Source organism: Isoptericola sp. Y581 (assembly GCF_059445475.1).
In genome coordinates this window covers 180,997-207,265 of the sequence record NZ_JCAIUK010000005.1, presented here as the reverse complement: position 1 = coordinate 207,265, position 26,269 = coordinate 180,997, and the positions used below count along the sequence as shown (strand labels likewise).

General features: G+C 72.4%; 20 protein-coding genes. 14 read left to right on the top strand and 6 right to left on the bottom strand.

What is annotated here, in order from left to right; translation table 11 throughout:
* Positions 1-21: 21 nt before the first annotated feature.
* The gene (locus AC1C2W_RS11430; protein ID WP_495413151.1) at positions 22-918 is read left to right on the top strand and encodes a hypothetical protein; all 897 of its coding nucleotides are present in this window, start codon (positions 22-24) and stop codon (positions 916-918) included.
* A gap of 36 nt (positions 919-954) precedes the next feature.
* Here AC1C2W_RS11430 and AC1C2W_RS11425 read toward each other — a convergent pair whose 3' ends face one another.
* Positions 955-1,473 (bottom strand): putative immunity protein, encoded by a 519-nt coding sequence (locus AC1C2W_RS11425; protein ID WP_495388977.1) that lies wholly within the window; start codon positions 1,471-1,473, stop codon positions 955-957.
* A gap of 277 nt (positions 1,474-1,750) precedes the next feature.
* Here AC1C2W_RS11425 and purL point away from each other — a divergent pair, with 277 nt between their 5' ends.
* Complete coding sequence (purL, locus tag AC1C2W_RS11420; protein WP_495388976.1) at positions 1,751-4,102, top strand: phosphoribosylformylglycinamidine synthase subunit PurL; 2,352 nt, start codon at positions 1,751-1,753, stop codon at positions 4,100-4,102.
* A gap of 108 nt (positions 4,103-4,210) precedes the next feature.
* Here purL and AC1C2W_RS11415 read toward each other — a convergent pair whose 3' ends face one another.
* Complete coding sequence (locus AC1C2W_RS11415) at positions 4,211-4,696, bottom strand: Dps family protein (protein ID WP_495388975.1); 486 nt, start codon at positions 4,694-4,696, stop codon at positions 4,211-4,213.
* Positions 4,697-5,017: 321 nt separating this feature from the next.
* On the opposite strand from AC1C2W_RS11415, the gene gdhA reads away from it, so the two are divergent.
* Complete coding sequence (gene gdhA, locus AC1C2W_RS11410; protein WP_495388974.1) at positions 5,018-6,355, top strand: NADP-specific glutamate dehydrogenase; 1,338 nt, start codon at positions 5,018-5,020, stop codon at positions 6,353-6,355.
* An 850-nt stretch (positions 6,356-7,205) separates the two neighbouring features.
* Here the strand turns inward: gdhA and AC1C2W_RS11405 are convergent.
* Together AC1C2W_RS11405 and AC1C2W_RS11400 are read right to left on the bottom strand one after the other, a co-directional pair.
* Entirely contained in the window at positions 7,206-9,026 is a 1,821-nt protein-coding gene (locus tag AC1C2W_RS11405) for an FUSC family protein (RefSeq protein ID WP_495413150.1), read from the bottom strand.
* A 135-nt stretch (positions 9,027-9,161) separates the two neighbouring features.
* A complete protein-coding gene (locus AC1C2W_RS11400) occupies positions 9,162-9,638 on the bottom strand; it encodes a hypothetical protein (protein ID WP_495413149.1) in 477 nt (158 codons plus the stop codon).
* Positions 9,639-9,703: 65 nt separating this feature from the next.
* On the opposite strand from AC1C2W_RS11400, the gene AC1C2W_RS11395 reads away from it, so the two are divergent.
* Positions 9,704-10,102: a hypothetical protein gene (locus AC1C2W_RS11395; protein ID WP_495388971.1), complete on the top strand. Its 399-nt coding sequence runs from the start codon at positions 9,704-9,706 to the stop codon at positions 10,100-10,102.
* Between the two features lie 138 nt (positions 10,103-10,240).
* Here the strand turns inward: AC1C2W_RS11395 and AC1C2W_RS11390 are convergent, their stop codons facing one another.
* The gene (locus AC1C2W_RS11390) at positions 10,241-12,472 is read right to left on the bottom strand and encodes an NADP-dependent isocitrate dehydrogenase (protein WP_495388970.1); all 2,232 of its coding nucleotides are present in this window, start codon (positions 12,470-12,472) and stop codon (positions 10,241-10,243) included.
* A gap of 150 nt (positions 12,473-12,622) precedes the next feature.
* On the opposite strand from AC1C2W_RS11390, the gene AC1C2W_RS11385 reads away from it, so the two are divergent.
* Positions 12,623-14,110 (top strand): RNB domain-containing ribonuclease, encoded by a 1,488-nt coding sequence (locus tag AC1C2W_RS11385; protein WP_495413148.1) that lies wholly within the window; start codon positions 12,623-12,625, stop codon positions 14,108-14,110.
* Between the two features lie 68 nt (positions 14,111-14,178).
* Here AC1C2W_RS11385 and AC1C2W_RS11380 read toward each other — a convergent pair whose 3' ends face one another.
* The gene (locus AC1C2W_RS11380; protein ID WP_495413147.1) at positions 14,179-14,619 is read right to left on the bottom strand and encodes a YybH family protein; all 441 of its coding nucleotides are present in this window, start codon (positions 14,617-14,619) and stop codon (positions 14,179-14,181) included.
* 250 nt (positions 14,620-14,869) lie between these two features.
* Here AC1C2W_RS11380 and AC1C2W_RS11375 point away from each other — a divergent pair, with 250 nt between their 5' ends.
* The 9 genes from AC1C2W_RS11375 to purF all read left to right on the top strand — a co-directional run bounded on the left by AC1C2W_RS11375 (position 14,870) and on the right by purF (position 26,258).
* On the top strand, positions 14,870-16,618 hold the full coding sequence (locus AC1C2W_RS11375; protein WP_495388967.1) for an ABC transporter substrate-binding protein: 1,749 nt from the start codon (positions 14,870-14,872) through the stop codon (positions 16,616-16,618).
* Positions 16,619-16,748: 130 nt separating this feature from the next.
* Positions 16,749-17,741: an ABC transporter permease gene (locus tag AC1C2W_RS11370; RefSeq protein ID WP_495388966.1), complete on the top strand. Its 993-nt coding sequence runs from the start codon at positions 16,749-16,751 to the stop codon at positions 17,739-17,741.
* On the top strand, positions 17,734-18,780 hold the full coding sequence (locus AC1C2W_RS11365) for an ABC transporter permease (RefSeq protein ID WP_495413146.1): 1,047 nt from the start codon (positions 17,734-17,736) through the stop codon (positions 18,778-18,780). Before AC1C2W_RS11370 ends, AC1C2W_RS11365 begins: the two co-directional genes overlap by 8 nt.
* Positions 18,777-19,697, top strand: coding sequence for an ABC transporter ATP-binding protein (locus AC1C2W_RS11360; protein ID WP_495388964.1), 921 nt, complete (start codon positions 18,777-18,779; stop codon positions 19,695-19,697). Before AC1C2W_RS11365 ends, AC1C2W_RS11360 begins: the two co-directional genes overlap by 4 nt.
* Positions 19,694-20,521: an ATP-binding cassette domain-containing protein gene (locus AC1C2W_RS11355; protein WP_495413145.1), complete on the top strand. Its 828-nt coding sequence runs from the start codon at positions 19,694-19,696 to the stop codon at positions 20,519-20,521. Before AC1C2W_RS11360 ends, AC1C2W_RS11355 begins: the two co-directional genes overlap by 4 nt.
* Before the next feature lie 169 nt (positions 20,522-20,690).
* Complete coding sequence (locus tag AC1C2W_RS11350) at positions 20,691-21,065, top strand: sterol carrier family protein (protein WP_495388962.1); 375 nt, start codon at positions 20,691-20,693, stop codon at positions 21,063-21,065.
* Positions 21,066-21,283: 218 nt separating this feature from the next.
* Positions 21,284-24,118, top strand: coding sequence for an ExeM/NucH family extracellular endonuclease (locus tag AC1C2W_RS11345; protein ID WP_495413144.1), 2,835 nt, complete (start codon positions 21,284-21,286; stop codon positions 24,116-24,118).
* Positions 24,119-24,197: 79 nt separating this feature from the next.
* Complete coding sequence (locus tag AC1C2W_RS11340) at positions 24,198-24,662, top strand: hypothetical protein (RefSeq protein ID WP_495413143.1); 465 nt, start codon at positions 24,198-24,200, stop codon at positions 24,660-24,662.
* 48 nt (positions 24,663-24,710) lie between these two features.
* Positions 24,711-26,258, top strand: coding sequence for an amidophosphoribosyltransferase (purF, locus tag AC1C2W_RS11335; RefSeq protein ID WP_495388959.1), 1,548 nt, complete (start codon positions 24,711-24,713; stop codon positions 26,256-26,258).
* Positions 26,259-26,269 lie beyond the last annotated feature (11 nt).

Genomic DNA, 26,269 nt, shown 5'->3' with positions numbered 1-26,269 from the left:
CATCAAACCACCTTGTGGTAAATGACAAAACCCCCAGGCAACAAGGGGTGCGGCGTGGCCTCGCTCACGGAGAAGCGTCACGACGTCGAGGTGACGGTCAAGTTCGAGGGCCGTGAGGTCAAGAATCGGTTATCGGCGCAGGCCGTGGTGACGCGCGCCCACGGGGCGGAACACCGGCTCGTGGCCGTCCGTTGTCTCCGGGACGGGCGCTCGACCGTGCCCGTCGTCCCGCACACGACCCGCACACGACCCGGCCACGACCGGGAAGACCTGGAGGCGACCATGGAGATGCAGGACGCGCTGCGGCGCGTCGACCCCCGCAGCGTCGCGATCACCGGCCTCACGACGCTCGCCTGGTACGCGGTGCCGGACGTCGTCCGGCCGCGGTGGGCTCGCGCCCTCGTGAAGTCAGGCGTGCTCGCCGGCGGCCTCGCCCTCGGGCTCGCCGTCACGAGCGAGGGGCGCCAGGCGGTCGACGGCGTGCGGGAGGTGCGCGACGGGCTCCGCGACCCGGGACGCGCGCCCGGTGCCGCGCTCCCGGGTGACGGACCGGACGGTGACTCCGGCGCGGGGGCCGACCTCGATGCCGACCTCGATGCCGACCTCGATGCCGACCTCGATGCCGACCTCCGTGACGACAACGTCCTGGCGGGCGACCTCGGGTCGGCGCCCGGCGCGCCGCCGTCCGGGGCGCTGGGCTCCGCCGTGCTCGGCGCCGTCGCGCTGGTCGCGGCCGTGGCGGTCGCAGGGGAGAAGTGGGCCTACCGGCGCGGGGAGAGGTGGCGCGAGCGAGGGCTGCGGCTGCCGCACACCCGCGTCGGGCTGGTCCTCGGGGCGCTGGCCGCGGTCGCGACCGCCGTCGACCCCTCGGCCGGCCGGAGAGCGCTGGGCGACGGCTCCGCACCGGGCGCGGCCTGACGGCGCCGCCTGACGGCCCGCGGCAGGGGCGCCTCATCAGTCGTCGAAGACGTGCCAGCAGATCGCGCTGCGGTTCCGCTGGTCCTCCAGGACCAGGTTGAGCAGCTCGGCGGGCACCTGCTCGCGCTGCCGGTCGCGCTCCCGGAGCCGCGCGGCCCCGGCCTCGCCGTCGGGCGCCGCGGCGCTCGCGGCCCGGATGGCGTAGGCGGCGGCGCCGAGGTCGTGGGCCGCGACGTGGGCCACCGCCACCGCCTGCCCGGCCGCGAGGGCGGCGAACCGCGCCGGGTCGGGCAGGCCCTTGCCGGCGGCGTTCGCGACGAAGGCGGTGCGGTGCGCCTCGCGCATCGGCACCTCGCCGCGCATCCAGCCGCGGGCGACGTCGAGGGCCTCGCGGGGCCGCGCGTCGTCGGGCCGTTCCCGCTCGAAGAGGGGCAGCACGTGGTCGGCGCAGGCCACGGCCCACTCCGCCAGCATCCGGTGGTGGTCGTCGGTCAGGGTTCCGCCGCGGCGCACGGTGATCAGCCGGGGGTCACGCTCGGTCGGGAGGATCGTCATACACCCATCCTGGCCGCAGGAGGCGCGAGTGCGAGGGGCGGGTGCCGGGCCCCCACCAGGGCAGCCCCGCTCCCGTGCGGCGGCTCATGCCGCACGGGAGCGGTCATGCGCGCACACTATCGGCGCCGTCCGGGGCGTCGTCCGACGCCGGTAGACTGACCGCGCGCCGAATGGCGCCCCCGCCCAGACCGACGCCGGATGCCGGCACCCTCGCGGTGCGGTGATCACCCGGTCCGAGGCTTGAGCATTGAGTACTCGCGCGACCCGAGGGAAGTTGATGACCACCGCTGCCGAGAGCGCCGAAGCCGTGTCCGCCGACCGCCCGCAGCTCGACACCGTCGAGCGCGCCGCGTCCACGCCCGCCGAGGCGCAGCCGTTCGCGGAGCTCGGCCTCAAGCCGGACGAGTACCAGCGCATCCGCGACCTCCTGGGGCGTCGCCCCACGGCCGCCGAGCTGGCCATGTACTCGGTGATGTGGTCCGAGCACTGCTCGTACAAGTCGTCCAAGGTGCACCTGAAGAAGTTCGGTGACCGGGTCACCGAGGAGATGAAGGAGCACCTGCTCGTCGGCATCGGCGAGAACGCTGGCGTCGTCGACGTCGGCGACGGCTGGGCAGTGACCTTCAAGGTCGAGTCGCACAACCACCCGTCGTTCGTCGAGCCCTACCAGGGCGCCGCGACCGGCGTCGGCGGCATCGTGCGCGACATCATCTCGATGGGCGCGCGGCCCGTCGCCGTCATGGACCAGCTCCGCTTCGGCGCCGTGGACCACCCCGACACGGCGCGCGTCGTGCACGGCGTGGTGAGCGGCGTCGGCGGCTACGGCAACAGCCTGGGCCTGCCGAACATCGGCGGCGAGCTCGTCTTCGACGCCTCGTACCAGGGCAACCCGCTGGTCAACGCCCTGTGCCTCGGCGTGCTGCGGCACGAGGACATCCACCTGGCCAACGCGACCGGCGCGGGCAACAAGGTCATCCTCTTCGGCGCGCGCACGGGCGGCGACGGCATCGGCGGCGCGTCGATCCTCGCGTCGGAGACCTTCGAGGACGGCGTCCCGGCCAAGCGGCCGAGCGTGCAGGTGGGTGACCCCTTCATGGAGAAGGTGCTCATCGAGTGCTGCCTGGAGCTCTACGCGGCCCAGGTGGTCGAGGGCATCCAGGACCTCGGCGCGGCGGGCATCTCCTGCGCCACCAGCGAGCTGGCCTCGAACGGCGACGGCGGCATGCACGTGTGGCTCGACGACGTGCTGCTGCGCGACCCCACGCTCAACGCCGGCGAGATCCTCATGTCGGAGTCGCAGGAGCGCATGATGGCGGTCGTCACGCCGGAGAAGCTCGACGAGTTCCTCGCGATCACCGGCAAGTGGGACGTCGAGACGGCCGTGGTCGGCGAGGTCAACGGCTCCGGCCGGCTCACGATCGACCACCACGGCCAGCGCATCGTCGACGTCGACCCCCGCACCGTGGCGCACGAGGGCCCGGTCTACGAGCGCCCGTACGAGCGCCCGGCCTGGCAGGACGGCCTGCAGGCGGACACGACCGTGGCCGCCGGGCTGGCCCGCCCGACGTCCGCCGTCGAGCTGCGCGCCACCGCACTGAAGCTGCTCGCCTCGCCGAACCTCGCCTCGAAGGCGTGGGTCACCGACCAGTACGACCGCTTCGTGCAGGGCAACACCGCGCTCGCCCAGCCCGACGACGGCGGCGTGGTGCGCGTCGACGAGGCCACCGGCCGCGGAGTCGCGCTCGCGACGGACGCGAACGGCCGCTACGGCAAGCTCGACCCGCGCGCGGGCGCCCAGCTCGCGCTCGCGGAGGCGTACCGCAACGTCGCCACGGCGGGCGCCACGCCGCTCGCGGTGACCGACTGCCTCAACTTCGGCTCGCCCGAGCACCCGGACTCGATGTGGCAGCTGGTCGAGGCGATCGAGGGCCTGGCCGACGCGTGCCAGGAGCTCGGCGTGCCGGTCACGGGCGGCAACGTGTCGCTGTACAACGGGACCGGCGAGCCGGGCCAGATCGACTCCTCGATCCACCCGACCCCCGTGGTCGGTGTGCTCGGCGTGCTCGACGACGTCCGCACCGCCGTGCCCTCCGGCTGGCGGGCGGGGGACCTGACGATCCTGCTGCTCGGCACCACCGCCGACGAGCTCGACGGCTCCGCGTGGGCCGACGTCGAGCACGGGCACCTGGGCGGGCTGCCGCCGCGCGTGGACCTCGCTGCCGAGCGGGCGCTGGCGTCCGTGCTGATCGTGGCCCGCGAGCAGGGCCTGGGCGCCGCGTCGCACGACCTGTCCGAGGGCGGCCTCGTGCAGGCCCTGCTCGAGGCGTCGCTGCGCTTCGGCGTCGGAGCGTCGGTCGCCGTGGACGGCGTCACAGGGCGCGACCGCGTCTCGCCGTTCGCCGCGCTGTTCAGCGAGACGACCGCCCGGGCCCTCGTGGCCGTGGACGCCGAGAACGAGACCGAGCTGGTCGCGGTGGCCGAGGCCGCCGGCGTGCCGGTGCTGAGGCTCGGGCACACGGGCGGCACGGAGCTGGTCGTGGCGGGCGGGTTCGACGGCGAGACCTTCGCGATCCCGCTCACCGAGGCTCGCGACGCGCACGAGGCCACGCTGCCCCGCATCTTCGGCTGAGGACGGCGGCTGCGGCCGCCGAGACGCCGACGGCGCGGTCCCCGTCCGGGGGCCGCGCCGTCGTGTTCCAGGCCTGGGGCCTGGCGTTCCTGTCAGACCTCGTTGCTGTCAGACCTCGTCGTTCTCGGACGAGATCATCCACGCCTGCTTCTCGAGGTCGGTGATGATCTCGTGCAGCAGGTCGGCCGAGGTCGGGTCCTCGGCGTCGACGTCGTCGTGGACCTCGCGGGCCACCTCGACGGTCTGCGCGACGCGCTCGACGATCGCGTCGACCGTATCCGAGACGGACACCAGCCCGGCCGGGTACGGCGAGAGGTCGGTCGTCGTGGCGACGGTCTCGGTGCGGCCGTCGGGCACGGCCTGGAGGGCGCGGAGCCGCTCGGCGACGGCGTCGCTGTGCTCGCGCGCGACGTCGACCAGCTCGTCGAGCTGCAGGTGCAGGTCGCGGAAGCCTCGGCCCGTGACGTTCCAGTGCGCCTGCTTTCCCTGGACGTGCAGGTCGACCAGGGCGACGAGCACGCGCTGCAGGTGGGCGCGCAGCTTCTGGGAGGCCTCGACACGGGGCGTCTCGCGGCGGATCGTCGGTGCGGACATGATGCTCCTCACTCTCTCGGGTGGATGCCGCGACGTGTCGCGGCAGGAACCCGGGGCCGATTTTCTTGAACCATTCCAGACTAGGTGTCGCCCTGCACGTCCGCCAGCAAGGCGAGGCGATCCTTGGTGGGGCCTCGCCCGCGGTGTCGCGGTGCCCACCGGTGCCCACCGGTGCCCACCGGTGCCCACCGGTGCCCACCGGTGACCACGAGGTGAGATGGGTTCTCGCTCCCCGGTTAGGCTGCGACGGCTACCCCGTGCCCTGCCGCGCCCGCGACGGGCGCCGGGCGGCCCGGACGAGGCCGATCCTGAGGAGGAACGATGGAAGACCGTCTGCAGCCCGTGTTCGCCGAGGTGCTGCGCCGCAACCCGGGTGAGGTGGAGTTCCACCAGGCGGTCCGGGAGGTCTTCGAGTCGCTGGGCCCGGTGCTGCGCAAGAACCCGCAGTACGTGGAGGCCGCCGTCCTCGAGCGCATCTGCGAGCCCGAACGGCAGATCATCTTCCGCGTCGCGTGGGTGGACGACACGGGCCGCGTGCGGATCAACCGCGGCTTCCGCGTCGAGTACAACTCCGCGCTCGGCCCGTACAAGGGCGGCCTGCGCTTCCACCCGTCGGTGTACCTGGGGATCGTGAAGTTCCTCGGCTTCGAGCAGATCTTCAAGAACGCGCTCACCGGTCTGCCGATCGGCGGCGGCAAGGGCGGGTCGGACTTCGACCCGCGGGGCCGCTCCGACGGCGAGATCATGCGGTTCTGCCAGTCGTTCATGACCGAGCTCTACCGGCACATCGGCGAGTACACGGACGTCCCCGCCGGCGACATCGGCGTGGGTTCCCGCGAGATCGGCTACCTCTTCGGCCAGTACAAGCGCATCACCAACCGGTACGAGTCCGGCGTGCTCACCGGCAAGGGCCTCACCTGGGGCGGATCGCTCGTGCGGCGTGAGGCCACGGGCTACGGCGCGGTCCTCTTCGCGCAGAGCATGCTCGGCACCGCGGGGGAGAGCCTCGACGGCCGCCGCGTGTCCGTGTCCGGGTCGGGCAACGTCGCGATCTACGCGGCCGAGAAGGCGCGGCAGCTCGGCGGCCGCGTCATCACCTTCTCCGACTCGTCCGGGTACGTCGTCGACGAGGCGGGCGTCGACCTCGACCTGCTCAAGGAGATCAAGGAGGTCGAGCGCGGCCGTGTGTCGGACTACGTGGGCCGCCGCCCCGGTGCCCGCCTGGTCACCGGGGGCAGCCTCTGGGACATCCCGACCGACGTCGCGCTGCCGTGCGCCACGCAGAACGAACTCACCGAGGCCGACGCCAAGCGGCTCGTCGCGAACGGCGTGCGCGCCGTCGCCGAGGGCGCCAACATGCCGACCACCCCCGAGGCCGTCGCCCTGCTGCGGGAGGCCGGCGTCCTGTTCGGCCCGGGCAAGGCCGCGAACGCGGGCGGCGTGGCGACGTCGGCGCTGGAGATGCAGCAGAACGCCTCCCGCGACTCCTGGAGCTTCGAGCACACCGAGTCCCGGCTCGCCGAGATCATGACCGGCATCCACGACCGCTGCCTCGCCACCGCCGACGAGTACGACGCCCCCGGCGACTACGTGGCCGGGGCCAACATCGCCGGCTTCACGCATGTGGCCGACGCGATGATCGCCTTCGGCGTCGTCTGAGCCGACGGCGAAGCGGTCGCCGCGCCGGGCGTCATCCTGCTCGGCGGACCCGGTGGAGCGCCGCGAGGGCGGGAGTGCGGCGACGGTCGCCGGCGCTCCGAACCGGCCGTCGGTGGCCAGCATCCACCGCACGGTCTTCATCGCGAGGGTGAGGACCTACGCGCTGCGCGTGCGGAGGCCGGCCTCGTAGTCGCTGATCGCGACGCGCAGGGCGGTGTCCCCGCTGCGGACGGTCCGGAGCCTGTCCAGGAGGTCGCCAGCCCTCCCGCGTGAACCGGTCGAGCAGGGCGTCGAGGACCGCGTTGCCCGCGGGGTCGAGGAAGCCGACGTAGAGGCCCGCCCCGTGGGGGCCCATCGCCATACTCGACCGGGGCCCGAGCCGGGCACGCTCCCCGGCGCTGAGGTCGGCGCTCGAGGTGCGGCCCGAGGAGCCGATGATCCCGGCGGGGTGGTTGGTCGGCCCCCCGGCCAGGTGCTGCGCCACGACCAAGTGGGCGCCGTCGGCCCCGACGACGAGGTCACCTGTCTCCTTGGTGCCGTCGGAGAGCAGCACGGTCGGGCGTCCCCCGACGTCGTCGCCCAGCCCGGTGACGGTGACTCCGGTGCGGAGCCCGTCGCCGGCCGCCTCGGCGAGCAGCAGCCGACGAGCAACACGTTCGAGATGGAGTGGCCGCCGCGTTCGGGGCGGACGGCGACCTTCCTGGAGCTCGACCGGGGTCGCGTGGGTGCCGCTCGCGCGGGCGCGCGAGCTGGTGGTCGCGGGGCAGGTCGAGCTGCTGGACCGCCTCGAGGGGGTGTGACCGTCGAGGAGGCGGTCGCTCGCCCGTGAGGCGAGACCGCGAGAGCCGGCTCAGGCGTGGACCGGCAGCGTTCGCAGCAGGTACCGCTCGGCCGAGCCGGCCCGCTGGGCCAGGTCCCACAGGGTCGAGGACGCTGCGCCCGAGGTCTCGGGGGCCGTGCCGTCGGGCTCGTTCCCGCCCGTCGGGTCATCGGGGCTCAACGCCTGGAGGACCTGGTCGAGCTCGCCGCGGGTCAGCTCCGTGGCGTCGGCCAGGACGGTCAGGTCGCGCAACCCGTTGCGCAGCGTGTCGAGCTCGGAGAGCTGTTTGTCGTCGAGCTGGTCGCGGTCAGGCACCAGCTCGTCCTGCAGGCGTACGGCGTCCCGGAGCAAGGTGATCTCCTCAGGCTGCTGTGGACCGGTCCTTCCCGACGAGGCACGGAGCGCGGTCGCGGTGGCCTCGGTCGCGGTCTCGATACGTCGTCGCAGGGGCGGGGGCCGGAAGCCCGGGATCACGGCGAAACCGAGGACCAGTCCGACCAGCACCGCGCTCAGGGTGAGCCCCACGTACTGCAGGAGGAGGTCGACCGCGTTCAGGTCACGGGTCACGGAGTTGAAGCCGACGCTGACGACGACCATGAATGCGCTGCCCAGCGCCGGGCGGGTGACGATGTACCACAGCCCCAGGCACAGGGCGATGACCGCGACCAGGGTGAGGTACTGCGACGGGACGACCAGCAGGACCACCGCGACCGTGAGCGAGCCGGAGACCAGGCCGATGATCTTGTTCCTCGCCTTGGTCACGGTGCCGCCCCAGCTGGCCTGGAGGATGCTGAAGGTGGTCAGCAGCACGGTGGAAACCAGGGGGTCGCCCCGTTCCAGGCCGGACGTGATCAGCAGCATCAGCAGCACTGCGAGCGCAGTGCGGAACGCGTGCCGGACCTGGATGGACTGCAGCCTGGCCGTGGGGTGCAGCACCGCGTCCTGGAGCTGGTGGCGTCGGTCTCGATCGAGCGTGACCCTGGTGGTGTCGCGCTTCTGGATCGCCTGCTCGACGGAGTCCAGGGCACGCGAGGCGTCGGTGAAGGGGGTCTCGGTGACCGCTGATGCCGGCGAGGGCAACGGTGCCTTGACGGGCTTGTCCCGCCGGGGCTTGGCCCCCATCTCTTCGGCCAGCTCGTGAGCCCGCCCTCGGAGCGCGGCGTCGTCGGGGCCGCCCGCCGCCGCGAGGCCTGCCGTGTGCAGGGCCAGGCGGTAGCGCGAGGCCCCCTCGAGCGCGTCCGCGAGCCAGCGCTGCCTGCCGTCGCTGAGCCAGGTGCCGAACGCGGTGGCGGTGGCGGCGCTCGGATCGTCGGCGACGAGGACCGCGGCGACCTGCTCGCGGGTCTGCTTGGAAGGGTCCGAGATCCCCATCAGGATGCGCAGGAGGAGCGCCACGGCGACCCCCGCGACGGCCGCCGCGAACACCTGCCGATGATCGGCCCCACCCATCGGCGCGTAGCCGTAGCCGAACACCGTGGCCATCCCCAGCCCCATCCCCGCGTTGCCGAAGCGTGGGCCGAGCAGGGGAAGCAGTGCGGCCACGAACACGAGCACCACGACGAGCGCGATCGCCGCGGGGCGCGAGGTCTCGGCCACCAGGCGCGGGACGGCCGCGGCGAAGATCAGCAGCGGGCCCATCACCGCAGCGATGCGGAGGTCGGCCCGGAGCGGACCGCCCATGAACGCCACCAGTGCGAACATGCCCGTCAGGCCGCCGATGATCCCCACCGAGCCAGCCCCCCACGAATCGGCGAGCAGCACGGACGGGAGGACCACGATGATCATCAGCACGATCAGCATCGGGCTGCCTGGGGGGCGCTTGGGCGTCTCGGTCTTGCCAGAACCCTTCACGGGCCCTCCTCGGAGGTGTTTGTGCCGGTCATCCCTCGAAGGTACGGCGGAAGTGCAGGGGCCGCCATGCGCGGCATCCGGCTCATTGAGGCCATGCCCCGCCTCATCGAGCCACCAGGAATGCCCGAGGAGGTGTCAGGAGCCATTGAGACGATCGGCAACCGTGCGCGGACCGAGATCCTGCACGCCCTCACCACTCGTGGCCCGCTCACCACGACGGAGCTCGGGCAGCACGGTGTTGCAGCAGGCGTCGGTGGCGTCCCAGAACCGGCGGCCGTCGCTGCCTCGGGTGCCGACCGGGAGGGCGTAGAGGATGCCGCGGTCGGCGGCCTCGTCCTGGAGCCCGAGCTGGGCGTCCACGCGGACCGGGTCGGAGCCGAGGCCGTGCAGCACCACGAGCAGCGGCACGGGGTCGGCCGGGTCGTAGGCCGGCGGGACGTGGACCTCGACCCGCCGGCCACCGATCTCCACGCCGCCCGAGACGCCCGCCGCGGGTGCCGCGAGCAGTGGCGCCGGCCCCTGGGCGTGCGGGGGCATGGGAGACGCGCACGCGGACAGCAGCAGCGTCGCGAGCCCGGCGAGCGCCGCCCAGATCCGGCGGGTCACGGACATGTCGCAGATTGTCGCGTGCGGCGCGCTCCCGGCCTAGGCTGAAATCGAGCGGTGGGGGTGCTCCGATGACGTGGCAGCTGGTCTTCCTGGTGGTGGCGACCGTGCTCGTGGCGGCGGTCGCCGCACGGTCGTGGACCAGCTCGGACGCCCACCGCGAGGCCGTGGCGCGGCGCGACCTGCGCCGTCGAGCCGCGACCGCGGACCCGCTGGTCACGCTGGCGCTCCAGGTGCGGCTCGGCGAGCTGGCCGGGGAGCTGCGACGGCTGACCGACGACCCCGACGTCTTCGCCCGGGCGCACCACTGGCGGGCGGTGCAGTGTGCCTACGACGCCCTCCTGCGCGAGGCCTGCCGCCTGTCCGGTCTCACCGTCCAGGACCCGCCGCTGCGGGCCGACCAGCGGGCCGAGGCGGCCGAGCGGCTCCGGGAGGAGCTCGAGCTCAGCTCCCGCGGCTGGAACTGGTGACCCGCCGAGATAGAGAACCCGGAACGCCGAGATAGAGAAGGCGGACCCGCGAGATAGAGAAGCTCGGACGCGACCCCAGCCGGCTGGGGTCGCGTCCGAGCTTCTCTATCTCGCGGGTCCGCCTTCTCTATCTCGGCGTCAGATGGCCTCGAGCGCCGTGTTGAACGTGGCGGACGGGCGCATCACCGCGGTGGCCTTGGCCGGGTCGGGGCGGTAGTAGCCGCCCACGTCGGCGGGCGAGCCCTGCACGCCGACGAGCTCGTCCACGATCGTGGACTCCTGCTCGGCGAGCGCCGCGGCCAGCGGGCCGAACGCGGCGGCCAGCTCGGCGTCGTCCGACTGCGCCGCCAGCTCCTGCGCCCAGTAGAGCGCCAGGTAGAAGTGCGAGCCGCGGTTGTCGATGCCGCCCACGCGGCGCGTCGGGGACTTGTCCCGGTCGAGGAACGTGCCGGTGGCGCGGTCGAGCGTGTCCGCGAGCACCTGGGCGCGCGGGTTGTCGGTGGCTCCGGCGAGGTGCTCGAACGACGCGGCGAGCGCGAAGAACTCGCCGAGCGAGTCCCAGCGCAGGTAGTTCTCCGCGAGGAGCTGCTGCACGTGCTTCGGGGCCGAGCCGCCCGCGCCGGTCTCGAACAGGCCGCCGCCGTTCATCAGCGGCACCACGGACAGCATCTTGGCCGACGTGCCCAGCTCGAGGATCGGGAACAGGTCCGTGTTGTAGTCGCGCAGCACGTTGCCCGTCACCGAGATGGTGTCCAGGCCCTTGCGGATGCGCGCGAGTGAGAACGCGGTCGCCTCGGCCGGCGCCATGACGTGGATGTCCAGGCCGTCGGTGTCGTGGTCGCCCAGGTACTCCTCCACCTTGGTGATGAGCTGCGCGTCGTGGGCGCGCCGCGCGTCCAGCCAGAACACGGCGGGGTCGCCGGTGGCGCGGGCGCGCGTGACGGCGAGCTTGACCCAGTCGCGGATCGCGACGTCCTTGGTGGTGCAGGCGCGCCAGATGTCGCCGGCCTGGACGTCGTGGCTCAGCAGCACGTCGCCGGCCCCGTTCACGACCTCGACCGTGCCGTCCGCGGGGATCTCGAACGTCTTGTCGTGCGAGCCGTACTCCTCGGCCTTCTTGGCCATGAGGCCCACGTTGGGCACCGAGCCCATCGTGGCCGGGTCGAGGGCGCCGTGCACGCGGCAGTCGTCGATGACGGTCTGGTAGACGCCCGCGTACGACGAGTCGGGGATGACGGCGAGGGTGTCGTGCTCCTTGCCGTCCGGGCCCCACATGTGGCCGCCGCCGCGGATCATCGCCGGCATGGACGCGTCGATGATGACGTCGGACGGCACGTGCAGGTTGGTGATGCCGCGGTCGGAGTCGACCATGGCGAGCGCCGGCCCGTCCGCGAGGCCCTGCTCGACGGCGGCCCTGATCGCCGCGCCGTCGGGCAGCTTGTCGACGGCGGCGAGGAGCCCACCGAGGCCGTCGTTGGGCGAGATGCCCGCGGCCTTGAGCTGGTCGCCGTACTGCGCGAAGAGGGCGGGGAAGAACGCCTGCACCACGTGGCCGAAGATGATCGGGTCGGAGACCTTCATCATCGTGGCCTTGAGGTGGGCGGAGAACAGCACACCCTCGGCCTTGGCCCGGGCGATCTGCTCGGCGAGGAAGGTGTTCAGCGCGGCCACGGACAGGAACGTCGCGTCGACGACCTCGCCCGCCTCCACCTTCAGCCCGTCCTTGAGCACCGTGGTGCCCGCGGGGGTGACGAGGCGGATGGTCAGCGTGTCGTCGGCGGGGATGACGACGGACTTCTCGTTGGCGAAGAAGTCGTCGTGGCCCATCGTCGCGACGTTCGTCTTCGACTCGCCCGACCAGGCGCCCATGCGGTGCGGGTGCGCCTTGGCGTAGTTCTTCACCGAGGCGGGGGCGCGGCGGTCCGAGTTGCCCTCGCGCAGCACCGGGTTGACCGCGGAGCCCTTGGTCTTGTCGTAGCGGGCGCGCACGTCCTTCTCGGCGTCGGTCTGCGGGTCCTCCGGGTAGTCCGGGATGTCGTAGCCCTGGGCCTGCAGCTCGGCCACGGCGGCCTTGAGCTGCGGCGTCGACGCCGAGATGTTCGGCAGCTTGATGATGTTGGCCTCGGGGGTGGTGGCCAGCGCGCCGAGCTCGCCGAGGTCGTCGGGCACGCGCTGGTCGTCGGCGAGGCGCTCCGGGAACTGGGCGAGGATGCGCCCGGCGAGCGAGATGTCGCGCGTCTCGAGCCGGACCCCGGCCTGGGCGGCGTACGCCTCGACGATCGGGAGGAACGAGTAGGTCGCGAGCAGCGGCGCCTCGTCGGTGTGGGTGTAGATGATCGTGGCGGCCTCGGGCCGGGACTCGGTGGTCATGCGGCGATGCTCCCTAGGCAGGGCAGTGGTGGACGAGAGATTGTTTGACATCAAGATATCTGTCGGCGGCGGAGCCTGTCGAAAACGGGTCGCGCACACGGCGTCGCGCCCCGCCGCGCGCCGTCGGCGGTGCGCCGTTACCGTCGAGCCGTGCCGACGCGTCAGCTCCATCTCGCCCTCGCCGGGCCGGCCGAGGTCGCCGACGCCCTCGCCGCTCTCCGTGCCGAGGTCGGCCTGCCTGCGATGTTCCCGACCGCCGTCCGGGAGGAGGCCGAGGAGTCGGCGGCCGCCGGGGGATCTGCGCCGGTCGAGGGCGCCGAGCAGGACCGGCGCGACGTCGAGCTCGTGACGATCGACCCGCCCGGCTCGATGGACCTCGACCAGGCCGTGCACGTCGCGTCGTCGGGTAGCGGCTACATCGTGCGGTACGCGATCGCCGACGTCGCCGCGTTCGTGCGGCCGGGCGGCGCCCTCGACGAGGAGACCCATCGCCGCGGCGCCACGGTCTACGGCCCGGACGTGCGTACACCGCTGCACCCGACGGTGCTCTCGGAGGGCGCGGCGAGCCTGCTGCCCGACGAGGACCGCCCCGCCGTCCTGTGGACCATCGGCCTGGACGGGGACGGGGAGGTCACCAGTGCCTCGGTGACGAGGGCGACGGTCCGGTCCCGGGACCGGCTCACCTACGGCGAGGCGCAGGCCGCGCTCGATGCCGGGCAGGCCACGGAGTCGCTGGCGCTGCTGGCCGACGTCGGGCGGCTGCGCCAGGCACGGGAGCGTGACCGTGGCGGGGTGTCGTTGGAGGTGCCCGAGCAGGAGATCCTGCCGCAGAAGGACGGCTCGTTCTCGCTGGAGCTGCGCCGCACGCTGCCCGTCGAGGGGTGGAACGCGCAGATCTCGCTCCTCACCGGGATCGCCGCGGCGGCGATGATGCGGGAGGCGGGGATCGGCCTCCTGCGCACGCTGCCCCCGGCCGACGAGCGCGACATCGCGCGCCTGCGCCGGACGGCCGCGGCGCTCGGCATCGACTGGCTCGAGGACGTCCCCTACGCGCAGCTGATCCCCACGCTCGAGACGCGACGACCCGCCCACGCGGCCTTCCTCGCCGAGGCGACCACGCTGTTCCGCGGCGCGGGCTACCTGGCGTTCGGTGTGCCGGGGCCGGACGGCGGGGCGCCGGTCGCGCTGCCCGCCGACGCGCGGCACGCCGCGATCGCCGCCGAGTACGCCCACGTCACGGCGCCGCTGCGTCGTCTGGCCGACCGGTACGCCACCGAGGTGTGCCTCGGGCACGCCGCCGGCCGCGACGTGCCCGGCTGGGTGACGGACGCGCTGCCGGGTCTGCCCGCCACGATGACGGAGGCCGGGCGCACGGCCGGCGCGTTCGAGCGCGGGTGCGTCGACATCGTCGAGGCGGCGCTGCTCGCCGGTCACGAGGGCGAGGCCTTCGACGGCGTCGTCGTCGACGTGCACGAGAGCAAGAAGGAGGGCGCCGCGCAGCGCGGCGAGGTGATGCTGCGCGAGCCGGCCGTTCGGGCCCGGGTGGAGGGCGCCGAGCTGCCGCTGGGGGAGCGCGTCCGCGCGACCCTGGCCGAGGCGTCCGTGCCGGAGCGCCGGGTGCTCTTCACCCTGGGCTGACCGCTCTTCCAGAGCGCGACCTCTCGCGCCATCGGGCCTCGTCCCACCTCCGATCGAGTTCTCGAAGGTCAGGGCTCGAGGTCGGTCACGCCCGCGCCGCTCCGGAGGTCGAACGGCACGGAGACCTGGTCGTGTGCGATCAGCCAGCGTCCGTCGACCTTGCGGAAGCCGAAGGTGGCGCGGACCCACATGCCGGGGGTCGTCGTCCCGCCCTGCAGGGTGCCGCTGAGGCGGCCGAAGGCGTACCCGAAGGCGACGCGCCCGTCGACGGCGAGGGTCAGGTCGCGGACCTCGTAGCGCACGTCCTGGAAGGCCGTGAAGACGTTCGCCCAGTTCCGCAGCTTCGCGTCGATGCCGACGTGCTGCAGGGGCGGCTCGATGTCGAACGAGACGACGTCGGGCGCGTAGAGCGCCCGCAGCGCCTCGAGATCCTTGGCCCGGAGGCCCTCGGCGATGGCGTCGACCTGCTGGCGGATCGCGGCCTCGTCGGACTCGTGCTGCACAGACATCGGTGCTCGTCCCTTCCCTCGGGTGGTGGTGCGGGTCCTCACCCGGATGACGACGCAGCCCCGCGGGGTGTGACGCCCCCGCGTGCCACGGCGACGCGCCGGATCCGAGATGACGTTTTGATAACACTCCTGCCTTATAACGATTCAACCTCTAGCGGCGACCCCGGGCCTATTCGTTAGGGTGCCTTCCCTACGGCCATTGCGGTACCACCGCGGCGCGACGGGGCGCCGCCGACCGGAAGGACCCACGATGAACCGACGTACGACGCGAGGCCGGTGGCTGATGGTGGCCGCCGCGCTGACGAGCGTGACCCTCCTGGCAGCCGGGTGCTCCGGGTCCGAGGGAGGCGGCGGCGAGGGTGGCGAGTCCGGCGCCCCCGCGGCCGAGGGCAAGGCCACCGACCAGGAGCTCGTGGTCTGGGCGGGCTCCCAGACCCCGATCACCCCCAACTTCAACCCCTACTCCGTCGGCGTGCTGCACCTGGCCAACGGCGGCATCTACGAGACCCTCTTTGCCTACAACAAGCTGCAGGACGTCGACCCCACGCCGCTGCTCGCCGAGTCGTTCGAGTGGAACGAGGACGGCACCGAGCTGACCGTCAAGATCCGGCCGGACGTGACGTGGAACGACGGCGAGCCGTTCGCCGCGGACGACGTCGTCTACTCGTTCACCAACGAGACGGCCAAGCCGGCGTACCTCAAGGACGCCGTCGCGTCGGACGAGTCCACCGTGGTGTTCTCCTTCGACGGGCCCGCGTACGCGAACGAGTTCGCGATCCTGGGCAGCACGTACATCGTGCCGGAGCACGTGTTCTCCGAGCACGAGGGCGACTCCGCCGAGGACGCCGAGGGCAACGCCCTCACGGGCCTCGTGGCCTGGGACAACGCCGAGGCCCCCGTGGGCACCGGTCCCTACATGCTCGACACGGCGTCCAACGCCGCGTACACCGCCAAGGCCAACCCCGAGTACTGGGGCGGCGAGCCCAAGGTGGCGGCGCTGCGCTACGTCGGCATCGACGCGAACCAGTCCGCGGAGGACCTGCTCACTACGGGCGAGATCGACTGGACCACCATGTTCGTGCCCGACCCGGAGCGCGTCACCTCCACGGGCGGGTTCGGCTACGTCAACACCCCTGTCGACCCGGTGGTGCTCTACACCTGCTCCAACACGGAGCTCGGCTGCAAGGGCGCCCAGACGGACGTGGCCGTCCGGCAGGCGCTCGACGCCGCGATCGACCGCTCGGCGATCACCGAGAAGGCGTTCGTCGGCCTCGCCACGCCCATCTCGCCGACGTACGCGCTGCTCGGTCGTGACGACAAGTGGATCGCCGACGGCATGCCGAAGGAGTCGCCGCAGACCGCCGACACCGCCGCGGCGGCGACGTTCCTCGAGGACGCCGGCTACACCAAGGACGCCGACGGCTTCTACGGTAAGGACGGCAAGCCGATCGAGCTGACCCTCACGTCGGTGGACGGCTGGTCGGACTTCAACAACGCCGCCAAGCTCATCGAGGAGCAGGCCCGCGCGGCCGGCCTCAAGGTCACGGCGTCGACGATCTCCTGGAACGAGTTCGCCGACTCCCGCGTGTCCGGCGAGTTCGAGATGATCATGGGCGGCCTCGTCGGCACCTCGATCGCGGACCCGTTCCAGATCTACCGCGAGTGGTTCAGCGGCGACTACACGCAGAAGGTCGGCACGGCGCTGGAGCCGGGCGAGTGGAACATCTCCCGCTACGACAACGCCGACGTGAACGCGGCCGTCCAGGCCGCGTCCGAGACGAACGACGAGGCCGCCAAGGCCGAGGCGTTCGCCACCGTGCAGGAGAACATCGTCGAGGACCTGCCGTACATCCCGATCGTGGTGAACGCGACCCAGACGTTCTTCAACACGACGAAGTTCACGGGCTGGCCCACGGAGGAGGACATGTACATGTTCCCGCCGTCCTGGCAGGGCCCGTCGTCGGGCGTCGTCCTCAGCAAGCTCGGCGGCACCGAGTAACGGCCGTCCCACACCGGTGACCGGCGGGCGCCCCAGCCCGCCGGTCACCCGCACGCCCGCACCACGACGATGTGACGCACCGACCGAGGAGGAGCCGCATGCCCCGGACACCGAAGGGCGGCCCGACCCCATGAAGTTCTACCTGAGGCGGATCGCCTTCTACGCGGTCACGCTCTGGGCCGCCATCTCGCTGAACTTCTTCATCCCGCGCCTGCTGCCCGGTGACCCGTTCACCATCCTCATGGCCAAGATGCAGCGCGCCGGCGAGATCCCGGCGGGTGTCGAGAACAGCATCCGGCTCCTGCTCGGGGCGGCCGAGGACCAGACCCTGTGGGAGCAGTACGTCACCTACTGGGGCAACCTGCTCCGCGGCAACCTGGGCGTCTCGGTGACGAATTTCCCCACCCCGGTCACCGAGCTCATCGGTGACGCGCTGCCGTGGACCCTCGGCCTGGTCGGCACCGCCACGTTCATCTCCTTCGTGCTCGGCGTCGGGCTCGGCGCCTTCGCCGGCTGGAAGCGAGGCACGTGGGTGGACAGCCTGGTCCCCAGCACCACGATGCTGCAGTCGCTGCCGTACTTCTGGGTCGCCCTCGTGCTGATCTTCGCGTTCAGCGTGAGCCTGCAGTGGTTCCCGATCATCGGTGCCTACGACGTCTTCCACTTCAACGGACCGGAGCTGAGCTGGGCGTTCGTCGGCTCCGTCATCTACCACGCGTTCCTGCCGGCCGTGACGATCGTCATCTCGTCGGTGGGCGGCTGGCTGCTCGGTATGCGCAACATGATGGTCTCGACGCTGTCGGAGGACTACGTCACGACGGCGGAGGCCAAGGGGCTGCGCCCGCGCCGCGTCTTCATGACCTACGCCGTGCGCAACGCGGCGCTGCCGTCGGTGGCCGGCTTCGGGGTGTCCCTCGGGTTCGTCGTCGCCGGGGCCCTCGTCATGGAGCAGGTCTTCACCTACCCCGGTGTCGGCAAGCTGATGATCACCGCGGTGCGCAACAACGACTACGCCCTGATGCAGGGCGTGTTCCTCGTGATCACTCTCGCGGTCCTGGCGGCTCTGTTCCTCATGGACCTCGTCTACGGCTTCATCGACCCGAGGACCCGGCACAATGACTGACCCGCAGACCGTCACGTCGACGCCCCCTCAGTCGACGCCCGCGCGCTCCGGCGCCCGTCAGATGCTGCCCTCGATGTCGGGCAAGCTGCTCGCCGGCCTGATCCTGGTCGGCGCGATCGTCCTCTTCGCCGTCGTCGGGCCGTGGATCACGCAGGACCCGCGCAGCTCGGGCAACGACGCCATGCTGCCCCCGCAGCCCGGCCACTGGCTGGGCACCACCTCGCTCGGCTACGACGTGCTCGCCCAGCTCGCCGAGGGCGCCCGGGGCTCGCTGATCGTCGGCGTCTCCGCGGGCCTCGTCGCGATCGTGCTCGCGCTGTTCTTCGGCGTCGTCGCCGGGTACGTGCGGGGCTGGACCGACGAGGTCCTGTCCCTGATCACGGGGATCATGCTCGTGATCCCCGGCCTGCCGCTCATGATCGTCGTCGCCAGCTACCTGCAGGTGCGCAGCCTGTGGGTGGTGGCGTTGATCCTCGGCATCACGGCGTTCGCCGGACCCGCCGTCGTGCTGCGCTCGCAGGCGCGCTCGCTGCGGGTGCGCGACTACGTCGCCGCGGCCCGCGTGGCGGGGGAGAAGACGCCGCGGGTGATCCTCGTCGAGGTGCTGCCGAACCTGCTGCCGCTGCTGGCGGCGCAGTTCCTCTTCGCGATCGTGCTGGCGATCCTCGGCGAGGCCGGCCTCTCCTACCTCGGCCTCGGCCCGAACGGCTCGATCACGTGGGGCACGATGCTGAACGAGGCACAGGGCGGCGGCGCGCTGACCCGCGGCGCCTGGTGGTGGTTCGTGCCCCCGGGCGTGATGATCGCCGCGTTCGGGACCGGCCTGTCCCTCCTCAACTTCGCGATCGACGAGATCGTCAACCCGAAGCTGCGCCTCGCGCCGGCGGCGGCCAAGAGCGTCCGCGAGGCCCGCAAGGCCGGCAAGGACAAGCTCGGCCGCGCCGCCGCGGCGCGGGCCGCCGTGGTCGACCAGGCCGACCAGGCCGATCAGGCCGATCAGGCCGATCAGGCCGACCAGAAGGAGAGGGTCGACGTATGACCGCCACCACCACCGCCCCGCTCAGCTCCGCCACGCACGCGGAGCACGTGGCCAGGCTCGAACCGGTCCTCACCGCCCGCCACGTCTCCATCGAGTACGAGGTGGACCCGCCCGTCGAGGCCGTCCGCGACGTGTCGCTCACGCTGCACCGGGGCGAGATCCTCGGCCTCGCCGGGGAGTCCGGCTGCGGCAAGACCACGCTCGCCTACGGGCTCAACCGGCTGCTCAAGCCGCCCGCGATCCTGCGCTCCGGCGACGTCACCTTCCACGACGCCGGCGGCACCGAAATCGACGTCGTCGGCCTCACCGGCGACTCGTTGCGTGCCTTCCGCTGGGACAAGGTGTCGATGGTCTTCCAGGGGGCGATGAACTCGCTCAACCCGGTGATCAGCGTGCGCAAGCAGCTCGAGGACGTGCTGACCACGCACCGGCCGCAGGTGGGCCGCAAGGAGCGGGCCGAGCGCTCGGCCGAGCTGCTGGAGCTCGTCGGCGTGGACCCGTCGCGGCTCGAGAGCTTCGCGCACGAGCTCTCCGGGGGCATGCGCCAGCGCGTGATGATCGCCATGGCGATGGCGCTCAACCCGCAGGTCATGATCATGGACGAGCCGACGACGGCCCTCGACGTCGTCGTCCAGCGTGGCATTTTGCGCGAGATCATGCGCCTGCGCGAGCGGTTCAACTTCGCCGTCGTGTTCATCACCCACGACCTGCCCCTGCTCCTCGAGATCAGCGACCGCATCGCCGTCATGCGGGAAGGCGAGATCGTCGAGCTCGACACCGCCGAGTCGATCTACGCCCGCGCGCAGCACCCGTACACCAAGCAGCTGCTCGCCTCGTTCCCGAGCCTCACGGGCGACCGTGGCTCGTTCGTCCGCACCGGCGTCTCTCAGGACGACGCAGAGGGGGAGACGTCATGACCAGCCTCGAGGTCCGCAACCTCGTCAAGGAGTTCAAGGTCCGCAGCGGGCTCAGCAGCAGCATCCTGCGTGCCGTCAACGACGTGTCGTTCACCCTGGAGCCGGGCAGGACCATCGCGCTCGTCGGCGAGTCCGGGTCCGGCAAGTCCACCGTGGCGCGGATGATCTCCCAGCTCGAGACGCCGACCTCCGGCGAGATCCTGCTCGACGGCGCGCCCATCGGCCGCCGCGGCCGGGCGCTGTCGGGGTACCGGCACCAGGTGCAGATGGTCTTCCAGGACCCGTTCGCGTCCCTGAACCCGTACCACACGGTGGCGCACCACCTGGAGCGGCCGCTGAAGATCCACGGCGTCGCGACCGGTAGCGCGACGGACGCGGCCGTGCACGGGCTGCTGGAGCGTGTGAACCTCACCCCGGCCGAGGTGTACGCCGCCAAGCGGCCCCACGAGATGTCCGGCGGGCAGCGGCAGCGAGTCGCGATCGCCCGGGCGCTGGCACCCGGCGCGCGGTTCCTCGTCGCCGACGAGCCCGTGTCCATGCTCGACGTGTCCATCCGCCTCGGCGTCCTCAACCTGATGGCCCGTCTGCAGCGCGAGGAGAACCTCGGCGTCCTGTACATCACCCACGACCTCGCCACCGCGCGGCACTTCAGCGACGAGATCCTCGTCATGTACCGGGGCGACATCGTGGAGCGGGGGCCGTCCGACGAGGTCATCCTCAACCCGCAGCACGACTACACGAAGACGCTGCTCGCCGCTGCTCCTGAGCCGTCGCGGCACGGGCTGCTGCGCGAGGAGGTGCGGGCGGAGCTCGCTGCTTCCTAGTCGTTCGTCGGTCTAGCCTGTCGCGACCGTGTTCGTCGGTCGAGCCTGTCGCGACCGTGTTCGTCGGTCGAGCCTGTCGCGACGGTGTCGTCGGTCGAGCCTGTCGCGACCGTGTTCGTCGGTCGAGCCTGTCGAGACCAACCGGTCGTCGCCGTCTTAAAGTTGCGGCATGCCTGCTCGACGACGTACCGACCCGGCCGCTGGGCGCGCCGCCGTGGCTTCCTGGCTGGGCGGGGACTCGTCCCGCGCGGTGACGACGACGGCCGTGCGGTTCACGCTCGAGGAGGTCGCCGACGTGGCCCCCGGGAACTCGGTGGAGGTGCGGGTGCCGCCCGCCGGGGCCGTGCAGGCCGTGACCGGGCCGCGGCACACGCGCGGCACGCCACCCAACGTGGTGGAGACCGACGTCGAGACCTGGCTCGGCCTGGCCACCGGCCGGGTCTCCTGGGTCGACGCCGTGGCCGACGGCCGGGTGCGGGCGTCGGGGGAACGAGCCGACCTCTCCGAGCTGCTCCCGCTGCAGGCCGCCCGCCCGCGCTCCTGACCCCCGCGAGGTAGTCCGGATCTCGGCGAGGTAGTTCGATACTCGGCGAGGTAGTTCGTGCGGCGCGCGCGTGTCGGCGCCGTCCGCTACGTTCGGCGACACCCGACAGGTGCGCGCGGGTCGGCGGACGGTGTCGTCCGGTGACCTGGGGTTCAACCTCGGTTCACACGAACCTGCTTGGGTGGCCATACCTGCACGTCAGCCGCGAAGGAGCCACCGTGAGCAGCACTCGCCCCGCCCGACGTCGAGGGCCGCTCTCGGCCGCCGTCGCTGCCGTGCTCGTCCTCCCCGCCACCGCGGCCCTCGCCGGCCCTGCGGCGGCCGAAGTCGCACCCGACGCCCCGGTCGTCATCGACGAGATGTACGGGGGCGGGGGCAACAGCGGCGGTGCCTTCAACCAGGACTTCGTCGAGCTGTACAACCCGACCGACGAGGCCGTGTCGCTCGACGGCTGGTCCGTGCAGTACGCGTCCGCGACCGGCGCGTGGGCCAACGGGGCGCAGACGAACCTGAGCGGGGAGGTTCCCGCGGGCGGGTCGTTCCTCGTCGCGCAGGCGACGGGCGCGAACACGTCGCTGCCCGCCCTGCCGCCGCCCGACGCCACGGGCACGATCGCGATGTCCGGCACGGGCGCCAAGATCGCCCTCGTCCGCTCCACCACGCGGCTCGCCTGCTCGGGCGCCGCGTGCGGCGAGGTGGAGGACGTCGTGGACCTCGTCGGGTGGGGCGCGACGGCGAACACCTACGCGGGCTCCGGCCCCGCGCCCGCCACGACCAACGCCACGTCGGTCGCCCGCACCGACCACGCGAACACCGCCGACAACGCGGCCGACTTCGCGGCGGGCGCGCCGACCCCGACGGCGAGCGACCCCGACCCCGACCCGGACCCGGGGCCCGGCGAGGACGCCACCATCGCCGAGATCCAGGGCACCGCGGCGGCCTCGCCGCTGGCCGGGAAGACCGTGACCACCACCGGCGTCGTCACCGCCACCTACCCCACCGGTGGCTTCGACGGGCTCTACCTGCAGACGGCCGGCACGGGGGGCGACCCGGCGGACGACGCGACGCCCGGCGCCTCCGACGCCGTCTTCGTCTACTCGCGAGCGGCGGCGCTGGAGCTGACCGTGGGCGACCACGTCGAGGTGACCGGCAAGGTGAGCGAACACGAGGGGCTGACGGAGGTCACCGCCGACTCCTGGACGGCGCTGGACCCTTCGACGGGCTCAGGACGGCGCGAGCCCGGCGAGGTCGAGCCCCTGCGGACCACCTGGCCCGCGAACGAGGCCGAGCGCGAGGCGCTCGAGGGGATGCTGCTCGCCCCGCAGGGCGACTTCACAGTCACCGACAACTACAGCACCAACTACTACGGCACGATCGGGCTGGCGGCGGGCCCGTCGCCGCTGGTGCAGCCCACGTCGGTGGGCCGTCCGGGCTCGCCGGAGGCGAAGGAGCAGGCCGAGGACAACGCCGCGCGCGCCGTCCTGCTCGACGACGGGTCGTCGGTCAACTACAGCTCGTCGGCGAACTCCGGCAGCCCGTTGCCGTGGCTCACAGGCGGGGCACCCGTGCGGGTCGGCGCGGCCGTGACGTTCATGCGCCCCGTCGTGCTCGACTACCGCTACGACGCCTGGGGGCTGCAGCCGCAGCACCGCCTCACGCCCGACGTCGCGGACGACGTGCAGCCCGCCACGGTCGAGGACACCCGCGAGACGACGCCCGAAGACGTCGGTGGCACGCTGCAGGTCGGCACGTTCAACGTGCTCAACTACTTCACCACCACCGGTGACCGGCCCACCGGCTGCACGTTCTATACCGACCGCGCCGGCGACCCGGTGACGGTCCGTGACGGCTGCGACGCCCGCGGCGCGGCCGAGGCCGAGGACCTCGAGCGACAGCAGACCAAGATCGTCGCCGCGATCTCCGCCCTCGGCGCCGACGTCGTCGCGCTCGAGGAGATCGAGAACTCGGCGGCCTTCGGCAAGGCCCGAGACCAGGCGCTGTCCGACCTGGTGGACGCGCTCAACGCGCACGACGGCGCCGGCACCTGGGCCTTCGTGCCCTCGCCCACGGCGGTCCCGGCGGAAGAGGACGTGATCCGCACCGCGTTCGTCTACCGCACGGCCGGGGCGGACCCCGTCGGGGCTTCCCGGATCCTGGACGACCCGGAGGCGTTCGGCAACGCACGTCAGCCGCTCGCGCAGGCGTTCCAGCCCGCCGGAGGCGTCGCCGCCGACCCGGGCGACGACGTCGTGGTGATCACCAACCACTTCAAGTCCAAGGGCTCGGCCGGGCCCTGGCCTGGCGACGAGGACACCGGCGACGGCCAGGGCGCCTCCAACGAGTCGCGCGTGCGCCAGGCGACCGCGCTCACGGAGTTCGCCGACGACGTCGCGGCGGACGCCGGGACGGACGCGGTGCTGCTGGTGGGCGACCTCAACTCCTACGAGCAGGAGGACCCGATCGTCGTGCTGACCGACGCCGGGTACACGGACCTCGGGCCCACGACGGGGGAGTACTCCTACCTGTTCGAGGGCATGGTGGGCTCGCTCGACCACGCCCTCGCGTCGCCGGCCCTGCTCGAGCGCGTGACCGGCACCGACATCTGGAACATCAACGCCGTCGAGCCGATCGCGAACGAGTACAGCCGCTACAACTACAACGCCACGATCCTGTACGACGAGTCGCCGTTCCGGTCCTCCGACCACGACCCGCTGCTCGTCGGCCTCGACCTGGTCCCGTCGGCGCCGGCCTGGAAGGCGGCCGCCACGTACGCCAAGGGCGACCGCGTCGCGTCCGACGGCGGCCTGTTCGAGGCGCTGTGGTGGTCGCGCGGCGACAAGCCCGGCGCGTCCGGCTACGGGCCATGGGCGGAGGTCGGCTCGCCCGTGCTCACCGCGGACGGCACGTTCGCCACCTGGACGGACACCTGGGTGTACGGCAAGGGCGACGTCGCGGTGCACGACGGGCACCGCTGGGAGGCGCGGTGGTATTCCCGCCACGACGAGCCGGGTGCCACGCCGTGGGGCCCGTGGAGCGACCTCGGCGCCGCCTGAGTGACCGTGCTCACGCGACCCGAGGAGCGGCGGCCGGACAGTGCCCGGACAGCGCCGGGAGGTGGCTTACGCTCGAGGGGTGAGCAGCCCCACCCCCGACCGCCCGGCGACGCCCGACCCCGCACCGCGCGCCGCGGCCGACGACGCGCCCACGGGCACGCCGATCGACGACGACGCCCGGACCGAGCAGCCGCAGGACCCGGCGCCGCAGACCGATGCGCCGCAGGCCGATGCGCCGGCCGACGGGGCGCAGGCGGACGACGAGCGCGAGGACGAGCCCCAGGACGTGACGCTGCTCGTGGACCCGGACCGGATCCGCCGCGCTCCGAAGTACCCGGTCTTCCTGTGGGTGGGTGCGCTGGTCGGCGCCGTCGCCGGGCTGATCTTCTCCACGTGGCTCATCGCCGCCACCGACTCCGCCGAGACCCTGATGAAGCCCGGTGTCTACGTGGGCGCGACGGTGCTCGGCGGGATCGCGCTCGGCCTCGGTGTCGCTGGCCTGCTCGCGGTGATCGCGGACCGACGCAGCCTGCGTCGCCGCTGACCCGTCGGCGCAGGTCGTCAGACCGGGGGCCTGTGGGATACTCGGGCCATGCCCTTGCGCCCTGACGGCCGCCTGAACCATGACCTCATGCCCGGCGAGAAGGGCCCACAGGACGCATGCGGCGTCTTCGGGGTCTGGGCCCCCGGCGAGGAGGTCGCCAAGCTCGCCTACTTCGGCCTGTACTCGCTGCAGCACCGCGGCCAGGAGTCCGCCGGCATCGCGACCAGCAACGGCGAGCAGATCCTCGTCTACAAGGACATGGGGCTCGTGTCCCAGGTCTTCGACGAGACCGCGCTCGACGCGCTGACCGGACACCTCGCCGTCGGCCACTGCCGCTACTCGACGACCGGCGGGGTCACCTGGGAGAACGCTCAGCCGACCCTCGGTGCGACGGCGGGCGGCACGGTCGCCCTCGGGCACAACGGCAACCTCACCAACTCCGCCGAGCTGGTCAACCTCGTGGCCGAGCGCTACGGCGCGCAGCGCCGCGGCGAGCTCGCGCGCGGCAACACCACGGACACGGCGCTCATCACGGCCCTGCTCGCCGGCGATGCCGACCACACCCTCGCCCAGACGGCGCTCGAGGTGCTGCCGCAGCTGCGCGGCGCCTTCTCGCTCGTCTTCATGGACGAGAGCACGCTGTACGCGGCGCGCGACCCGCAGGGCGTGCGCCCGCTCGTCCTCGGCCGGCTGGATCGCGGCTGGGTCGTCGCCTCCGAGACGCCGGCGCTCGACATCGTCGGCGCGTCGTACGTGCGCGAGGTCGAGCCGGGCGAGCTCATCACGATCGACGCCGACGGCCTGCACTCCGACCGGTTCGCCGAGCCGGAGCGTGCGGGCTGCGTCTTCGAGTACGTGTACCTCGCCCGCCCGGACAACACGATCAACGGTCGCTCCGTGCACGCGTCGCGCGTCGAGATGGGTCGCACGCTGGCCCGAGAGCACCCGGTCGACGCGGACCTGGTCATCCCGACACCGGAATCGGGCACCCCGGCGGCCGTGGGCTACGCCGCGGAGTCCGGCATCCCGTTCGGGCAGGGCCTGACGAAGAACGCCTACGTGGGCCGCACCTTCATCCAGCCGTCGGACACCCTGCGCCAGCTCGGCATCCGGCTCAAGCTGAACCCGCTCAAGGAAGTCATCCGCGGCAAGCGGCTCGTGGTGGTCGACGACTCGATCGTGCGCGGCAACACCCAGCGCGCCCTGGTCCGGATGCTGCGCGAGGCGGGTGCGGCCGAGGTGCACGTGCGGATCTCGTCCCCGCCGGTCAGGTGGCCGTGCTTCTACGGCATCGACTTCGCCTCGCGGGCCGAGCTCATCGCCAACGGCCTCTCGCCCGACGAGATCGGGCAGACCCTGGGGGCCGACTCGCTCGGCTACATCTCGGTCGAGGGCATGATCTCCGCGACCGAACAGCCGGCCTCGCAGCTCTGCGCGGCCTGCTTCACCGGCAAGTACCCGATCGAGCTGCCCACCGCGGACCAGCTCGGCAAGCACCTGCTCGAGCAGGCCGAGCTGCCGCTCGGCGCCCCGGAGGACGGCCTCGCCCAGGTCTCCGTCGGCGCCGGAGCGTCGACCGCCCTCGACCACCCCTGATCAGATCCCGG

Coding starts and splice junctions, on each gene's coding strand:
- gdhA (WP_495388974.1), top strand. CDS start 5,018: ATGGAAGACCGTCTGCAGCCCGTGTTCGCCGAGGTGCTGCGCCGCAAC.
- AC1C2W_RS11380 (WP_495413147.1), bottom strand. CDS start 14,619: ATGTCTGTGCAGCACGAGTCCGACGAGGCCGCGATCCGCCAGCAGGTC.
- AC1C2W_RS11395 (WP_495388971.1), top strand. CDS start 9,704: ATGACGTGGCAGCTGGTCTTCCTGGTGGTGGCGACCGTGCTCGTGGCG.
- purF (WP_495388959.1), top strand. CDS start 24,711: ATGCCCTTGCGCCCTGACGGCCGCCTGAACCATGACCTCATGCCCGGC.
- AC1C2W_RS11350 (WP_495388962.1), top strand. CDS start 20,691: ATGCCTGCTCGACGACGTACCGACCCGGCCGCTGGGCGCGCCGCCGTG.
- AC1C2W_RS11390 (WP_495388970.1), bottom strand. CDS start 12,472: ATGACCACCGAGTCCCGGCCCGAGGCCGCCACGATCATCTACACCCAC.
- AC1C2W_RS11415 (WP_495388975.1), bottom strand. CDS start 4,696: ATGTCCGCACCGACGATCCGCCGCGAGACGCCCCGTGTCGAGGCCTCC.
- purL (WP_495388976.1), top strand. CDS start 1,751: ATGACCACCGCTGCCGAGAGCGCCGAAGCCGTGTCCGCCGACCGCCCG.
- AC1C2W_RS11365 (WP_495413146.1), top strand. CDS start 17,734: ATGACTGACCCGCAGACCGTCACGTCGACGCCCCCTCAGTCGACGCCC.
- AC1C2W_RS11430 (WP_495413151.1), top strand. CDS start 22: ATGACAAAACCCCCAGGCAACAAGGGGTGCGGCGTGGCCTCGCTCACG.
- AC1C2W_RS11375 (WP_495388967.1), top strand. CDS start 14,870: ATGAACCGACGTACGACGCGAGGCCGGTGGCTGATGGTGGCCGCCGCG.
- AC1C2W_RS11425 (WP_495388977.1), bottom strand. CDS start 1,473: ATGACGATCCTCCCGACCGAGCGTGACCCCCGGCTGATCACCGTGCGC.
- AC1C2W_RS11355 (WP_495413145.1), top strand. CDS start 19,694: ATGACCAGCCTCGAGGTCCGCAACCTCGTCAAGGAGTTCAAGGTCCGC.
- AC1C2W_RS11400 (WP_495413149.1), bottom strand. CDS start 9,638: ATGTCCGTGACCCGCCGGATCTGGGCGGCGCTCGCCGGGCTCGCGACG.
- AC1C2W_RS11370 (WP_495388966.1), top strand. CDS start 16,749: ATGAAGTTCTACCTGAGGCGGATCGCCTTCTACGCGGTCACGCTCTGG.
- AC1C2W_RS11360 (WP_495388964.1), top strand. CDS start 18,777: ATGACCGCCACCACCACCGCCCCGCTCAGCTCCGCCACGCACGCGGAG.